The 15,482-nt window shown below is 58.9% G+C and carries 11 protein-coding genes; 6 read left to right on the top strand and 5 right to left on the bottom strand.

Features of this window, described 5'->3' with window-relative positions:
* Positions 1-6 precede the first annotated feature (6 nt).
* Together BK660_RS07115 and BK660_RS07110 are read left to right on the top strand one after the other, a co-directional pair.
* Entirely contained in the window at positions 7-612 is a 606-nt protein-coding gene (locus tag BK660_RS07115) for an START domain-containing protein (protein ID WP_123432721.1), read from the top strand.
* Positions 613-895: 283 nt separating this feature from the next.
* The gene (locus BK660_RS07110; RefSeq protein ID WP_123432720.1) at positions 896-2,989 is read left to right on the top strand and encodes an LTA synthase family protein; all 2,094 of its coding nucleotides are present in this window, start codon (positions 896-898) and stop codon (positions 2,987-2,989) included.
* Between the two features lie 70 nt (positions 2,990-3,059).
* On the opposite strand, the gene BK660_RS07105 is transcribed toward BK660_RS07110, so the two are convergent.
* Positions 3,060-3,218 carry a DUF3309 family protein gene (locus tag BK660_RS07105; RefSeq protein ID WP_185045033.1) on the bottom strand — a complete coding sequence of 53 codons (159 nt, stop codon included), beginning with the start codon at positions 3,216-3,218 and terminating at the stop codon, positions 3,060-3,062.
* Positions 3,219-3,498: 280 nt separating this feature from the next.
* On the opposite strand from BK660_RS07105, the gene BK660_RS07100 reads away from it, so the two are divergent.
* The 3 genes from BK660_RS07100 to csrA all read left to right on the top strand — a co-directional run bounded on the left by BK660_RS07100 (position 3,499) and on the right by csrA (position 5,050).
* Entirely contained in the window at positions 3,499-4,314 is an 816-nt protein-coding gene (locus tag BK660_RS07100) for an SDR family oxidoreductase (RefSeq protein ID WP_027924084.1), read from the top strand.
* A gap of 64 nt (positions 4,315-4,378) precedes the next feature.
* Positions 4,379-4,711, top strand: a complete 333-nt coding sequence (locus BK660_RS07095) for a YnfA family protein (protein WP_123432718.1) — start codon at positions 4,379-4,381, stop codon at positions 4,709-4,711.
* Positions 4,712-4,864: 153 nt separating this feature from the next.
* Positions 4,865-5,050 (top strand): carbon storage regulator CsrA, encoded by a 186-nt coding sequence (csrA, locus tag BK660_RS07090; RefSeq protein WP_123432717.1) that lies wholly within the window; start codon positions 4,865-4,867, stop codon positions 5,048-5,050.
* Between the two features lie 5 nt (positions 5,051-5,055).
* Here csrA and BK660_RS07085 read toward each other — a convergent pair whose 3' ends face one another.
* From BK660_RS07085 to BK660_RS07070, 4 genes are all read right to left on the bottom strand, one after another.
* Positions 5,056-5,283, bottom strand: a complete 228-nt coding sequence (locus BK660_RS07085) for a YheU family protein (protein WP_007945785.1) — start codon at positions 5,281-5,283, stop codon at positions 5,056-5,058.
* A gap of 224 nt (positions 5,284-5,507) precedes the next feature.
* Complete coding sequence (locus tag BK660_RS07080) at positions 5,508-6,698, bottom strand: osmoprotectant NAGGN system M42 family peptidase (protein ID WP_123432716.1); 1,191 nt, start codon at positions 6,696-6,698, stop codon at positions 5,508-5,510.
* 167 nt (positions 6,699-6,865) lie between these two features.
* Complete coding sequence (gene ngg / locus BK660_RS07075; RefSeq protein WP_123432715.1) at positions 6,866-8,614, bottom strand: N-acetylglutaminylglutamine synthetase; 1,749 nt, start codon at positions 8,612-8,614, stop codon at positions 6,866-6,868.
* 3 nt (positions 8,615-8,617) lie between these two features.
* Positions 8,618-10,390, bottom strand: coding sequence for an N-acetylglutaminylglutamine amidotransferase (locus BK660_RS07070; RefSeq protein ID WP_123432714.1), 1,773 nt, complete (start codon positions 10,388-10,390; stop codon positions 8,618-8,620).
* A 297-nt stretch (positions 10,391-10,687) separates the two neighbouring features.
* Here BK660_RS07070 and BK660_RS07065 point away from each other — a divergent pair, with 297 nt between their 5' ends.
* Entirely contained in the window at positions 10,688-15,481 is a 4,794-nt protein-coding gene (locus BK660_RS07065; RefSeq protein WP_123432713.1) for an NEL-type E3 ubiquitin ligase domain-containing protein, read from the top strand.
* Position 15,482: the final 1 nt, after the last annotated feature.

The raw sequence follows: 15,482 nt of genomic DNA, 5'->3' as shown, positions 1-15,482 counted from the left end.
AAAACCATGGGTTCGCTGCATCGTATCGCTGTGTTGTGTGGGTTGACCGCCGTGTTGGCCACTACGGCCGCCCAGGCTGAAGACTGGAAAGTCGCCAAGAACGAAGACGGCATCAAGATCTCTCTGGCCGAAGTGCCGGGTTCGGACTACAAGTCCTATCAGGGCGTTACCTTGATGAAGACCACCGTCGCCAAACTACGTGCATTGCAGGAAGACGTGGCCGGCGCCTGTGCCTGGATTCACGAGTGCAAAATGCAGAAGCTGCTCAAGCACGAAGGCGACCAGAGCTGGACCTACACCCAATTCAATACCCCGTGGCCTGTCACCGCGCGTGATTCGGTGCTGCACATCACCACCGTTGAAGGCACCGATGGCAGCCTGACCCGCAAACTCGAAGGTGTGCCGAAGTACATTCCGGAAGAAAAAGGCTTTGTACGCGTCACCAAAGTCGACGGGTTCTGGAAGTTCGTCCCAAAGGGTGACCAGGTCGAAGTGACCTATCAGGTGCACACCGAGCCAGGCGGCAGCGTGCCATCGATGATCGCCAACAAGTTCGTGGTCGATGCACCGTTCAATACCCTGAAAGCCCTGAAAGAACGCGCCGAGAAGTAATCGCTGCGTTGTTCTGCAAAACGCCCCGACTGGTTCGGGGCGTTTGCGTTTCTGCTCGTGCGCGGCTTTATTGTGTTTCCGGATATACGTTGCACGAAATTTTCACAAAGCCTCCAAGACAATCCGCCCGCATCCGTCAGCCAAACAGTAATCAATGGCAATGAGGCGGGTGATCGTGCAACATTTGCGCACCGCGCAAGCCCCGGGGCCAAGTAATGGCCAATAGAGGGCAGGGCGCCGCTGTATTTTTGAAACTTCAACTTCCAATGGGTCCTAAAACGACATGGCAAACCCGGACGCCCTGAATCAGCAGCGAGCTTCTAGTCGCCTGCTGCAACCGACCGTCAAATCACATCTGGCCTACACGTTGTTGTGCGCCTTGATCATGATGGTCATGTTCAGCCTGCTGCGTGTTGCGCTGCTGGTCTACAACCGCTCGATGATCCTCGACACCCCGGCTTCGACGTTCCTTGAAGCGTTCGCCAACGGCCTGCGTTTCGACCTGCGCCTGGTGGTCTACCTCTGCATTCCGCTGCTGCTGGCACTGTTCAGCGCGCGGGCCATGGCTGCTCGCGGGTTCTTCCGCTTCTGGCTGACCATCGCGTCGAGCATCGCGCTGTTCCTCGGCCTGATGGAGATGGACTTCTACCGCGAGTTCCACCAGCGCCTCAACGGCCTGGTCTTCCAGTATGTGAAGGAAGACCCGAAAACCGTGATGAGCATGCTCTGGTACGGTTTTCCGGTGGTTCGTTATCTGCTGGCGTGGGCCGTTGGCACGTTGATCCTGACCCTGGCGTTCAAGGGCGCTGATCGTGCGACCCGGCCTCGTGGCCCGTTCAGCGGCGGCAGCATCGGCACGCGCCAGATCGCCCCGTGGTATGCACGCATCGGCGTGTTCGTTGTCTGCCTGCTGGTCTGCGTGGTCGCCGCGCGTGGCACCCTGCGTCAGGGCCCGCCGCTGCGTTGGGGTGACGTCTACACCACCGACTCGAACTTCGCCAACCAGTTGGGTCTCAACGGCACGCTGTCGCTGATCGCGGCGGCCAAGAGCCGGATGTCCGAAGATCGCGACAACATCTGGAAAGCCACACTGCCGCAGCCTCTGGCCCAGCAGACCGTGCGTGACATGCTGGTGATGAAAGACGAAAAACTGGTGGATGCTGAAACTGCCGCTGTGCGTCGCGACTACACGCCACCGGCCGACAAGACCCTGCCGATCAAGAACGTGGTTGTGATTCTGATGGAAAGCATGGCCGGTCACTCGGTCGGCGCGCTGGGCGGCCCGGGCAACATCACGCCGTACCTCGACAAACTGTCGAAGGAAGGCCTGCTGTTCGACCGCTTCTTCTCCAACGGCACCCATACCCACCAGGGCATGTTCGCCACCATGGCGTGCTTCCCGAACCTGCCCGGTTTCGAATACCTGATGCAGACCCCGGAAGGCAGCCACAAACTGTCCGGCCTGCCACAGCTGCTCAGCGCCCGTGACTACGACGACGTGTACGTCTACAACGGCGATTTCGCCTGGGATAACCAGTCGGGTTTCTTCAGCAACCAGGGCATGACCAACTTCATTGGTCGTAACGACTTCGTCAACCCGGTGTTCTCCGATCCGACCTGGGGCGTGTCCGACCAAGACATGTTCGACCGTGGCCTGGTAGAGCTCAAGGCCCGGGAAAACGGCAAGCCGTTCTATGCCCTGTTGCAGACGCTGTCCAACCACACGCCGTATGCCTTGCCGACGCCATTGCCGGTCGAGCGCGTGACCGATCGCGGCAACCTCAACGAACACTTGACCGCCATGCGTTACTCCGACTGGGCGTTGGGCCAGTTCTTCGAGAAGGCGCGTAAAGAGCCGTACTTCAAGGAAACCCTGTTTGTGATCGTGGGTGACCACGGTTTCGGTAACGAACAGCAAATCACCGAAATGGACCTGGGCCGTTTCAACGTGCCGATGCTGATGATCGCACCGGGTATCCAGGAAAAGTTCGGCCAGCGTGACCACACCGTGGGCACTCAGATCGACATCGTGCCGACCATCATGGGGCGTATTGGTGGCGAAGTGCGCCATCAGTGCTGGGGACGTGACCTGCTCAACCTGCCGGAAGGCGACACCGGTTTTGGTGTGATCAAGCCGTCGGGCAGCGAACAGACCACGGCCATTCTCACCGCTGACCAGATTCTGGTGCTGCCGAAAGAGAAGGAAATGGAGCCGAAGATGTACCGCTATGAACTGGGCGCCAAGCCGAATGCCGAGATCGTGCCTAACGATCCACGCACTGCCGAGTTGAAGCTCAAGCTTGAGTCGTTCCTGCAAACGGCGACCAAGAGCCTGCTCGACAATACCGCCGGTGTTGTCGACGGCAAGCCGGACTAAGATTTCGGCGCAATAAAAAGAGGCCCTTTTTCAAGGGCCTCTTTTTTTGTCGGTTAATTCGTTATATCCGTTAAATCCTGCCAAGCAACAGCAGAATCAACAGCACTACCAGCACGACGCCGATGATACCCGACGGGCCATAACCCCAACTTCTGGAGTGTGGGAAAACCGGCAGACCACCGATCAGCAAGAGGACCAGAATAACGATCAGAATTGTGCCCATGTCTATTTCCTTGTTGGAAGTGTTCTGGATTGACCTGTCTTTTAACGGTCAGCTGGAAGGTTATTAATTCAAGCTGCTTACAACGTCCGACTGGTGCGCGAGTCGGAAAATTCCATGTTTTTTTAATGTTTTTTGGAGACCTGTTTATTTCGTTTTTTTCAGAATTAGTTGAACCACACGCGTCCACGGTTTGTTCGGGCCATTCATCAATCTGATGGAGCGTGGGTCGGGCAAGGACCTTCGCTACACTCAGCGCATCTTTCCCGGAACCACAAGGCTGTTTGCTATGCAAAATCGCATGATGATCACTGGCGCGGGCTCGGGCCTGGGTCGCGAAATCGCGCTGCGCTGGGCGCGTGAAGGCTGGCAACTGGCCTTGTCGGATGTCAGCGAGCCCGGTCTGCAAGAAACCTTGAAGCTGGTTCGCGACGCCGGTGGCGATGGTTTTATCCAGCGTTGCGATGTACGTGACTACAGCCAGCTGACCGCATTCGCTCAGGCCTGCGAAGAAAAGCTCGGCGGCATCGACGTTATCGTCAACAACGCCGGTGTCGCATCGGGCGGATTCTTCAGCGAACTGTCGCTGGAAGACTGGGACTGGCAGATCGCGATCAACCTGATGGGTGTGGTCAAGGGCTGCAAGGCGTTCCTGCCGCTGCTGGAAAAAAGCAAAGGCAAGATCATCAACATCGCGTCGATGGCTGCCCTGATGCAAGGCCCGGCCATGAGTAACTACAACGTGGCCAAGGCCGGCGTGGTGGCATTGTCCGAAAGCCTGTTGATCGAACTGGCGCAACAGGAAGTGGGCGTGCACGTGGTTTGCCCGTCGTTCTTCCAGACCAACCTGCTCGATTCTTTCCGTGGCCCGACTCCGGCGATGAAAGCCCAGGTCGGCAAACTGCTGGAAAGTTCGCCAATCACCGCCACCGACATCGCCGACTACATCTACAACCAGGTGGCTGCCGGCGAGTTCATGATCCTGCCGCACGAACAAGGCCGCATGGCCTGGGCGATCAAGCAGAAAAACCCGCAACTGCTTTACAACGAAATGACCCTCATGGCCGACAAAATGCGCGCCAAGGCCAAACAAAGCGCAGGCTGATCTTGCCCGCAGGCAACAGCGTCGTTAGGGTGGCCGCCATCGGTCACTCTAACGAGACACCTGCATGCTCAATTACCTGTGGTTTTTCCTCGCGGCGCTGTTCGAAATCGCCGGCTGCTTCGCGTTCTGGATGTGGCTGCGCCAAGGCAAAAGCGTTTTGTGGGTGTTGCCGGCGCTGCTCAGCCTGACCCTGTTCGCGCTCCTGCTCACCCGAGTCGAAGCCACCTACGCCGGGCGCGCCTACGCCGCCTACGGCGGGATCTACATCATCGCCTCGATTGGTTGGCTGGCCGTGGTCGAGCGGATTCGTCCATTGAGCTCGGACTGGGTCGGAGTGGCGCTGTGTGTGATCGGCGCGAGTGTCATTCTGTTTGGCCCGCGCTTTTCCGCATCCTGAAGGATCGGTCCTGCATTCAATCGATTTGTCGGACGCTTCCGTCAGGAGGGTTCGTCCAGTGCTGTAGGGCTGGACTGATTTGCCGCCATCGCATTGAAGACCCGCTAAACGCCGGGCATCTTCAAGGGCCGGTAATCCTCAAGGACCAATACCATGCTTGTACTCAGTCGCGTTGTGGGCGAGATGATTTCCATCGGTGACGACATTTCAGTGCGCATCCTCAACGTCAGCGGCGGCAGTGTGCGCTTCGGCGTCGAAGCGCCGCAGAACGTCAATGTGCATCGCGCCGAGGTCTATGAACGCATCCAGGTCAAACTGGCCAAGACCAAGGGGCGCTGAGCCGTTCAGTCGAAGAGGTGCTTGGGCACATCGTGCTTGAGCATCAACTGGCACTGCTCGCTTTCCGGATCGAAAACGATCAGTGCCTGACCTTTGGTCAATGCCTGGCGAACCCGTAATACGCGGGTTTCCAGCGGCGTGTCATCGCCGTTGTCCGTACCGTCACGGGTCACGAAATCCTCGATCAGGCGGGTCAGGGTGTCGACTTCAAGTTGGTCGTAGGGAATCAGCATAGGCACCTCGGCTAAAACAATGTCGGGATGCTACGGCGAATGATCGGTGACGGCTAGCCTCGGGCTGATGTGCTGCCTGTGCGGACGCCTTCGCGAGCAAGTCGAGTCGTCGCACCGCCGCTCCCACATTCAATTGCGTTCCTTCAGGAGGAACTCGGTCAAATGTGGGAGCGGGCTTGCTCGCGAAGGCGATCTGTCAGCCACTAAAGATACCAAGCTCGGAGTCAGCTATCGGTGCGCTGCCCGACAAGACTGTCCACCGAAGGCACCCGCGTGTCACTTTCCATCTGCGTCTCATGTTCGATCTGATGACTGAACCGGTCCAGCGACCCCTTCGCCGGTTGCGCATCACTGGCAAACACTGGCGGACTCAGGATGTAGGCGCCGAGCAGTCGACTCAACGCCGCCAGGCTGTCGATGTGCGTCCGCTCATAACCGTGCGTGGCGTCGCAACCGAAGGCGAGCAGGGCGGTGCGAATGTCGTGTCCGGCAGTCACCGCCGAATGCGCATCGCTGAAGTAATAACGGAACAGGTCGCGGCGCACGGGCAACTCGTTGTCACTGGCCAGGCGCAGCAAATGTCGCGACAAGTGATAGTCATAGGGCCCGCCGGAATCCTGCATCGCCACGCTCACCGCATGTTCGCTGGAATGCTGGCCGGGCGCGACGGGCGCAATGTCGATACCGACGAATTCACTGACATCCCACGGTAACGCGGCCGCCGCGCCACTGCCGGTTTCCTCGGTGATGGTGAACAGCGGATGGCAGTCGATCATCAACTCCTCGCCGCTGTCGACGATGGCTTTCAGCGCCGCGAGCAACGCCGCAACGCCAGCCTTGTCGTCCAGGTGGCGGGCGCTGATGTGGCCGCTTTCGGTGAACTCCGGCAAGGGGTCGAAGGCCACGAAATCACCGACGCTGATCCCCAGCGAGTCGCAGTCGGCGCGGGTGGCGCAATAGGCATCCAGGCGCAGTTCGACGTGATCCCAACTGATCGGCATTTCGTCGACGGCCGTGTTGAAGGCGTGTCCGGAAGCCATCAACGGCAACACGCTGCCGCGAATCACGCCGTTGTCGGTGAACAGGCTGACCCGGCTGCCCTCGGCAAAGCGGCTGGACCAGCAACCGACGGGCGCCAAGGTTAGGCGTCCGTTGTCTTTCACAGCGCGAACCGCCGCACCGATGGTGTCCAGGTGCGCGGACACCGCGCGGTCGGGGCTGTTTTTCTTGCCTTTGAGGGTTGCACGGATGGTGCCGCGACGAGTCATTTCGAAGGGGATGCCCAGCTCTTCGAGGCGCTCGGCGACATAGCGCACGATGGTGTCGGTGAACCCGGTAGGGCTGGGAATGGCGAGCATTTCCAGCAGGACTTTTTGCAGGTAGTTGAGATCCGGTTCAGGGATTTTGCTGGTCATGGAAACTCCTGATGGGTACAGAACATCGATGGTTTCGATGAGGGGGATAAGTTAGATTTTTGGTGCCTGGCACGCCGCCTTCGCGAGCAAGCCCGCTCCCACATTTGACCGCGTATCCCTGTGGGAGCGGGCTTGCTCGCGAAGGGGCCAGTTCAAGCACTACAGATCTAAAGGGCAGCCGGCTGACTGTGCGGAAACAACAAATCCACAAACCGCTCAGCCGTCGGCTGCGGTTCATGGTTGGCCAGCCCGGCGCGCTCATTGGCTTCGATAAACACGTACTCCGGCTGATCGGCCGCTGGCACCATCAAGTCGAGTCCGACCATCGGGATATCCAGCGCCCGCGCAGCCCGCACCGCCGCATCGATCAACGTCGGATGCAGAATCGCGGTGACATCCTCCAGCACCCCGCCCGTATGAAGATTCGCCGTACGCCGTACGAACAAATGCTCACCCGCCGGCAGAATACTGCTGTAGTCGTAACCCGCCGCATGCAACGTACGTTGGGTCTCATGATCGAGCGGGATTTTGCTCTCGCCGCTGGTGGCAGCCTGTCGCCGTCGACTCTGGGCTTCGATCAACGCGCCAATGGAATGCTGACCGTCGCCGACCACCTCGGCCGGCCGCCGAATCGCCGCCGCCACCACCTCAAACCCGATCACCAGAATCCGCAGGTCCAGGCCTTCGTGAAAGCTTTCCAGCAGCACTCGGCTGTCGAACGTGCGGGCGGCTTCGATGGCTTGTTGCACCTCTTCAATGGTCTGCAAATCCACGGCAACGCCCTGGCCTTGCTCGCCATCCAGCGGCTTGACCACCACCCGCTCGTGCTCATCGAGAAACGCCAGGTTGTCATCGCCGTTGCCGGCCAGTTGTTGCGACGGCAGGTTCAACCCTGCGGCCTTGAGGACTTTGTGGGTCAGGCTCTTGTCCTGGCACAGGCTCATGCTGATGGCGCTGGTCAGGTCGCTCAACGATTCGCGGCAACGCACCCGGCGCCCGCCATGGCTGAGGGTGAACAGGCCGGCATCGGCGTCATCGACCTGCACATCAATGCCGCGTCGAAGGGCTTCCTCCACAATGATCCGCGCATACGGATTGAATTCCGCTTCCGGCCCAGGCCCGAGGAACAGCGGCTGATTGATGCCGTTCTTGCGCTTGATCGCAAAGGTCGAAAGGTTGCGAAAACCGAGCTTGGCGTAAAGGCTTTTTGCCTGTCTGTTGTCATGCAGAACCGACAAGTCCAGGTAACTCAGGCCACGGCTCATGAAGTGTTCGATCAAGTGCCGCACCAACACCTCACCGACACCCGGCCGCGAACAATGCGGATCGACCGCCAGGCACCACAAGCTGCTGCCGTTCTCTGGATCGTTGAAGGCCTTGTGGTGATTGAGGCCCATGACACTGCCGATGATCGCTCCGCTGTCTTCGTCTTCGGCCAGCCAATACACCGGCCCGCCCAAATGACGCGGGGTCAGCAGGTTGGCATCGATCGGCAACATGCCGCGCGCCTGATACAACTGATTGATCGCCTGCCAGTCCGCATCGCTTTGTGCACGACGAATACGGAAACCACGAAACACGCGAGTGGCCTGACGGTAATCGCTGAACCACAAACGCAAGGTATCGGACGGATCGAGAAAAAGCTGCGCTGGTTCCAGCCCCAGAATCTGCTGCGGCGCGGCAACGTACAACGCAATGTCGCGCTCGCCCGGCTGCTCATTGAGCAACTCCTGGGCGAGGCTGGCCGGATCCGGGAAGGTGTGCCCGATCAGCAACCGGCCCCAGCCGCAATGCACGGCAATCGGTTCGGCACTCAGTTCGCTGCCGTCTTCGGCGAGACGTGCCTGCAAGCGTTCATAGGAAGGTGTCTGGCCGCGCAACAAGCGTTGGCTGTAAGCCGTGGCGTGGGGTTTCATCAATCAGATTCCTTGCTCACTGAGCCACAGGTTCAGGGCCGCCAGTTGCCACAGTTTGGAGCCGCGCAGCGGAGTCAATTGACCCTGCGGGTCAGTCAGCAAACGGTCGAGCATCGCCGGGTTGAACAGACCGCGATCCTGACTCGGATCGAGCAGCAGTTCGCGTACCCAGTTCAACGTATCGCCCTGCAGATGCTTGAGGCCGGGCACCGGGAAGTAACCCTTCTTGCGGTCGATGACTTCACTCGGAATCACCAGGCGCGCCGCTTCCTTGAGCACTTGTTTGCCACCGTCCGGCAATTTGAATTTGCCCGGCACACGGGCCGACAACTCCACCAGTCGATAGTCGAGAAACGGCGTGCGTGCTTCCAGGCCCCAAGCCATGGTCATGTTGTCGACGCGTTTGACCGGGTCGTCCACCAGCATCACCGTGCTGTCCAGACGCAGGGCTTTGTCCACCGCCGCATCGGCGCCGGGCTGTGCGAAATGTTCCTTCACGAAGTCACCGGCAGCGTCATTCGCTGTCAGCCATTTCGGCTGCACGGTGGCGGCGTAATCGTCATAGCTGCGGTCGAAGAACGCCTCGCGATAGGCGGTGTACGGATCGGCGGCGCCGTCTACTTGCGGATACCAGTGATACCCGGCGAACAACTCGTCCGCGCCCTGGCCGCTCTGGACCACTTTGCAATGTTTGGCCACTTCGCGGGACAGCAGATAAAAGGCGATGCAGTCATGACTGACCATCGGCTCGCTCATGGCACGGAACGCGGCGGGCAGTTGTTCGATGATCTCTTTTTCGTCGATGCGCAATTGATGGTGCCGGGTGCCGTAGTGCTTGGCGATCAGGTCCGAATACTGGAACTCGTCGCCACGCTCGCCGCCGGCATCCTGGAAACCAATGGAGAAGGTCGACAGGTTTTCCACGCCGACTTCCCGCAACAGCCCGACCAGCAAACTCGAATCGACGCCGCCCGACAACAGCACGCCGACATCGACCGCCGCCCGCTGACGAATTGCCACCGCATCGCGGGTGCTGTCGAGCACCCGGTCGCGCCAGTCTTCCAGAGTCAGGTTCATTTCGTCGGCGCGAGGGCCGTAGGGCAGAGTCCACCAGGTTTTCTGCTCGGTGCGGCCATCGGCTTCGATACGCATCCAGGTGGCTGGCGGCAGTTTTTCAATGCCGGCCAGCAAGGTGCGCGGTGCCGGGACCACAGCATGGAAATTCAGGTAATGATTGAGCGCCACCGGGTCGAGTATCGGGTTGATGTCGCCACCCTTGAGCAATGCCGGCAGTGCCGAGGCAAATCGCAGGCGCTGGCCGGTGCGCGACAGGTACAACGGCTTGACGCCGAGACGGTCGCGGGCGATGAACAGGCGCTGGGTATCGCGTTCCCAAATGGCGAAGGCGAACATGCCGTTGAGCTTGGGCAGCAAGGCTTCGCCCCAGGCGTGATAGCCCTTGAGCAGCACTTCGGTGTCGCCGCCGGAATAGAAGGCATAACCAAGGCTTTCGAGCTCGGTGCGCAATTCCGGGAAGTTGTAGATCGCGCCGTTGAAGGCCAGGGACAGGCCCAGTTGGTTGTCGACCATCGGCTGCGCCGAGCCGTCCGACAGGTCCATGATTTTCAGTCGACGATGGCCCAGGGCAATCGGCCCTTGGGCATGGAAACCCCATGCATCCGGGCCGCGAGGGGCCAGGTGATGGGTGATTCGTTCAACGGCCGCGAGGTCCGCAGGTTGATGATCAAAGCGTAACTCGCCAGCTAATCCGCACATAAAATCCTTACCGGTTTTTCCGTTGGGGAGGGTCAATCGATACCCGGCCAAAACGGCGGGTACTCAGAAACTGACCCGGTGGGACCGTGGGAGTTTTAGATCGATAAGTAATAAGAAGGAATAAGCAGGCGTGCGCCATTAACTTAAAATCGCGGTCCATGTGCGGTACATAGTTAGGTTAAACATAGAAAATGCTGCTGCTTAAGCCGCTGAAAACCCTTGGATTTTGAGTTTTTCATGGGGCAGAGAAGGTATTAACGTCAGGGGCTTTCTTGTATGCAATAAGGAACATTGCGTATGCCAGTGCAGACCCCTGTTACGGCGGCGATCAAGCCGTTCACCTCCACGGACAAGCTCGCCGCCCTCATGCAGATGACCGGCGATCTGGAAACCGCCGAGTCGCTTCAAAAGACTCTTCCCGCGTGGCTCACCGATGCAACGCCGGAAAAAATCGTGGCGTTTGCAGCCGCGATGCGTGAGCTTCAAGCCTGTCAGCTGAAAGTCCAACCGACGCTTGATCGACTTAAGCCGTTGCATGAGTTCTGCCGCGTTGAACTGACGGAGGAGCTGACGCGGCAATACGACGTGGTATTCGATGTAGAGCAAGACCGCGTTGAGTTGCCGGGGTTTGACTGTGGTTGCCCCGGATCAACCGAGCCCGACGATGTTGTCAAACAGAACGTGATTGCCCGACGTAGCCTGCTAGAGGCTGCCATGCATAACTTTACCGAGGATGAAACGCAGGACGATGGATTTCCTGCGGGCGCGATTGTACGCGTGGCTTCAACGCCGGATGGCGTGCCCGGGTTGACACCTATGGCGTTTGCCAAGGTTTGTCGCGACCTGGACCTGGGGCGCAAGTACCAGACTCATTTCACGGACACCTTCAAACCTGCCGCGCTCGACCCTGATATCCGTCAGCTCAAGGTGAGCGCCCTGAAGGTCGATGCTCACGCCGCGTGCCTGAAGGGGCACATTGGCGATTCGGCGTTTCAGATGCTGCAAGGGCTGACGCTGACCAGCGGTGCCGGAACGGCCTCGGGCGTTACGCCCATCCTTTACGACACCGCACCGGTTCACCTGCAAGGGCTGGAGATGTTCGGCGCCTGCATGTGGGGCGTGGTGATCTTTTCAAAGCGTTCGCTCAAGGAGCATCCCGCGGACGCGTGCGTGGTGTACATGCCGAACGACCCCAACCGGCCGGTTTACGAATACACCACCTTTGCGCTGTTCCAGTGGTACTTGATCCAGCAACTGAAGATCAGCGCTTACGCTGACTTTTTCGCCGGTTACATCGATGAGAGCAACAGGACCGATTTTTTCAAGTCTCTGGCGCAGCAGGAGGACTGGAAGATCGGCACGCCAGCCATTCCCACGACACTGTTCACTTTCCTTTATCAAAGCCACGTCACGAAGATGAAGAGCGATGCGTCGGTGTTGGCCGTGCCGACATCGGAGGTGGACGCCGAAGTTCGCCAGAAACGCCTGCTGGGTTATGAAGAAAGGGGCCTGCTGATTGCCAATATCGCGGGGCTGTTTGTACCCGTGCTGGGGCAATTGATGATGGGCGTTGCTGTCGGGCAGTTGTTGGGTGAGGTTTACGACGGCATTGAAGACTGGCGCCATGATGACAAGGCCGGCGCGATGGCACACCTGCTCAATGTGGCCGAAAACATTGCGATGATGGCGGCGTTTGCGGCGGGTACCAAGGCCATCGGTTCACTGGTCAAGCGGACTGTCGCGGCGCACCCGGATTTTTTCAGTCACTTCATCGCCATCAACAACGCGTCGGGTAAACCCAGGCTCTGGAAGTCGGAGGTGGAACCGTACCGGCAAAGGACGGCTGTGGATGCGACCGCTGATGCCGAGGGAATCTATCGCGTGGGTGAGCAGCGTTTCGCCAGAATCGACGGTTCCACTTATGAAATTGCATTGGATTCAGGTTTGGGCAAGTGGCGCGTCAAGCATCCCGCCCGCCGCGACGCTTTTTCACCGGTGGTCGAACATAACGGCGAGGGTGGTTGGCGTTTTGCTCATGAGCATCCCCAGGAATGGAGCAGTGGCCTCTATGGGTTGAAACGCATTGATCCGCGTCTGGCTGCGATCGATGAAGCGCGACTGGAACACGTCCGGACCATCACCGGTACTTCGGTCAGTCAGTTGAATCACCTGGGTGAAGAGAACAGGGGGCTGCCCGCCCGATTGAAGGATTGCATCGAGCGTTTCCGGATCGAGCAGAAACTCAGTGACTTCATTTCGGACATGGAAAGCGGCCAGTGGAGGAGTGCCGATCAGGCGCAAACGCAATTGCACACGTTGCCGTCCTTGCCCGGTTGGCCGGCGGACCGTTACATCGAAGTGCTCGATAACGAGCGCAAGATCAAGGCGATGTACCCGCCATCGACCCTGGTGCACGATGCAGAACAGAGTGTCGAAGTGACCGAAGCGCAGTTGAACCAGGGCGAGCTGCTTGAAACGGTGGTGGCTGGCCTCTATCCACGCGAAGTTGAAGCATTGCTGGGAAGGAAGGTTGCCCGCGGCTCCGAAAGCAAGGAACTGGCGAAAAAACTTGGCGCGGCGCTCAAGACTGATCGCCGGTCGGCGTTCAAGCACCTTTATCAGCGCTACGACCAGAGCAGCGTCGCCGACGTACAAAAAATACGCAGTGTTTTTCCAGCGCTTCCTGTTGGCCTGGCTGAGGAATTGATTGCGCAATCCACCAGCGGGGAGCGTCTGCATCTGCGCACCAGTGGTCGTGTCGCCATGGCGTTGGCGCAGAGGATTCGACAAGCGTTGGCCGACCTGCGCCTGGACAGGGCATTGACAGGTTTGTGTCTACCCGAGATCGGCGAGGCCGACACCCAGAAGCTGGCCATTAAATTACTGCCTGGGCTGCGCGGCTGGAGTGATGATTTGCGTCTGGAACTGCGTGAAGGTTCGGTGAGCGGTACGTTGTCGGCCAGTACCGGCAAAGCAGATGCGGCGCTTAAACGGATCATCGTCAGCACGGCGAACGGCCACGAAGCGTTTGGCAGCGACGGTGAATCCCTTGGCGCTGCGGCTTCAGGATCAAACAGTCTCTACCACGCGACGCTGCGTGCAATTCCACAGAATCAGCGTACCGCCATGGGCATCACCACTCTGGGGGAAAGCGATGGCTGGCGTTTGCGCAGTGATCTGTTGGACAAGGGGCGTGAGGATCGAGCAAGCGCTGGTCGGGCGTTGGCTGACTCGACGCTTGATGAGCCGGTCCACTGTCTACAGGCAGATGACCCAGTACCTGCCGCGACCCACCCTTGGGCGCTGGTCCGCAAGGTTAAAAAGCTGTATCCACGGCTTTCCGGCGCAGAGGCCCGGACGTTTCTTGACGGATTGGGCAATGATCATCTGACACGCGCGAAAGAAGTCAGAAAGCTAAAGCAGGCATTGAAGTCGTTGCGAGCGGCGCTCGATGCCTGGAGCAAGGATGAGACGGGCCTGAGCCTGGGATTGGAAAAAACCGAGCGTCGCCAGAGTCGCAGACAGGTGTCTGATCTTTTGGAAAACAGTTGGCGGCGCATGTCTTTCTTGCGTAATGACAAGGGCGCTTCAGTGCCGGCTTTAAAGCTCGACGGGATGCGCGTTGGCAAGTTTCCAGTACTGCCCGCTGAATTGAACTTCGACCATGTGCAGTTGCTGTCACTTAAAAACATGGACCTGGACAACGACGTTGCCGATTTCCTCAAGGCATTCAGAAGTATCGAGTCGCTGGAACTGAACGACAACAAGCTGACCGGGCTGCCTGAAGTGCTTTCATCGATGCCGAATCTCAGACACCTCAGCCTGGCAAATAACGATCTGCAATTGACCGTGGCAAGCCTGACGCAGTTGTCCGAAATGCGCACGCTTGAAACCTTGAACCTGAGCGCCAATCGCCGTCTCGGCGCCACGCTGGATGTCGGCAAGTTGTTCGATTTGCGCTACTTGTCGTTGCGAGACACCTGCGCCACCGAGTTACCGAACAACCTGATGCGCCTGCCCAATCTGGATCGGGTCGATCTACGCAACAATGAAATCAAGCTGTTGCCGGAATGGTTGTTCAGCACCCCCCGGCGGTTCAGTGAGACGCTTAACTTGCGCACGAACCCGCTTTCCAGCCCCACACGCAATCAACTCAATACCTATCGCGACCGGGTCGGGATCGGCATGGGTTTTCTCGAAGATGACATTGATCGATTGGATGAGCAGCGTGCACGGGAGCTGTGGTTGCCGAATGAGTGGGCGTCGCCCGCACGGACCGCTTCCTGGACGGCAATAAAGGACGATCACACCTCCACCGGTCTGTTTCACTTGTTGGCCGAGTTGGGGCATACCGCCGATACCGAACATGTTCGAGAGGACATGACCCGGCGAGTCTGGAACGTGTTGGACGCGGCTCGAGCCGACACCCCGATGCGCGAGCAGTTGTTCGAGTTGGCTGCCAACCCGATCCACTGCGCAGATGCGGCAGCACTTAACTTCAGCCACCTGGAAGTTGCCGTGGAGGTGGACAAGGTGGTCAGCGCCTCCAACTCCTCGCGCGCTGGGGCGAAGCAGCTATTGAAATTGGGGCGTGGCCTGTTTCGACTAGATCAACTGGAGCAGATTGCCCAGACCCGGATTGCGAAGGACCCCAAGGCCGACCCGCTGGAAGTCAGTCTGGCCTTTCGAACAGGGCTGGCAGAAACCTTCCAGCTACCTGGTCAGCCCAGGCACATGCGCTACGCATCATTGAGTGGCGTGACTCAAGCCATGCTCGATACAGCGGAACAAAAAGTCAAAGCGGCCGAACTGACACCGGATTTCATGAGGTTTTTGGTTCGTCAGACGTTCTGGACCGATTACCTGAGTCGCAACTACCCGCGACAATTCGACTCTGTTAACGATACTTATCCGGCAAGGATGAGGGCGGTGTTCGAGAAAGCCGAGAGTCTGACGACAGGCGACTACCTCAGTCAGGTATCGGTGATCAAAGCCGAGAAAGAGGCCGCGGAGAATGCCGTTTTCGAGCGCTTGACCCAGGACGCCTTGAAAATCGCGGAACTGGGGATTTGCGCGCCGGGGGACAGTTAAG

This window comes from Pseudomonas brassicacearum (assembly GCF_003732265.1).
GTDB classification, from domain to species: domain Bacteria; phylum Pseudomonadota; class Gammaproteobacteria; order Pseudomonadales; family Pseudomonadaceae; genus Aquipseudomonas; species Aquipseudomonas brassicacearum_D.
This window is presented reverse-complemented; position numbering and strand designations above follow the sequence as displayed.

Excerpts from the sequence above, each read along its gene's own strand:
- BK660_RS07110 (WP_123432720.1), top strand. The coding sequence starts at position 896 with ATGGCAAACCCGGACGCCCTGAATCAGCAGCGAGCTTCTAGTCGCCTG.
- csrA (WP_123432717.1), top strand. The coding sequence starts at position 4,865 with ATGCTTGTACTCAGTCGCGTTGTGGGCGAGATGATTTCCATCGGTGAC.
- BK660_RS07095 (WP_123432718.1), top strand. The coding sequence starts at position 4,379 with ATGCTCAATTACCTGTGGTTTTTCCTCGCGGCGCTGTTCGAAATCGCC.
- BK660_RS07065 (WP_123432713.1), top strand. The coding sequence starts at position 10,688 with ATGCCAGTGCAGACCCCTGTTACGGCGGCGATCAAGCCGTTCACCTCC.
- BK660_RS07115 (WP_123432721.1), top strand. The coding sequence starts at position 7 with ATGGGTTCGCTGCATCGTATCGCTGTGTTGTGTGGGTTGACCGCCGTG.
- BK660_RS07070 (WP_123432714.1), bottom strand. The coding sequence starts at position 10,390 with ATGTGCGGATTAGCTGGCGAGTTACGCTTTGATCATCAACCTGCGGAC.
- BK660_RS07100 (WP_027924084.1), top strand. The coding sequence starts at position 3,499 with ATGCAAAATCGCATGATGATCACTGGCGCGGGCTCGGGCCTGGGTCGC.
- BK660_RS07085 (WP_007945785.1), bottom strand. The coding sequence starts at position 5,283 with ATGCTGATTCCCTACGACCAACTTGAAGTCGACACCCTGACCCGCCTG.
- ngg (WP_123432715.1), bottom strand. The coding sequence starts at position 8,614 with ATGAAACCCCACGCCACGGCTTACAGCCAACGCTTGTTGCGCGGCCAG.
- BK660_RS07080 (WP_123432716.1), bottom strand. The coding sequence starts at position 6,698 with ATGACCAGCAAAATCCCTGAACCGGATCTCAACTACCTGCAAAAAGTC.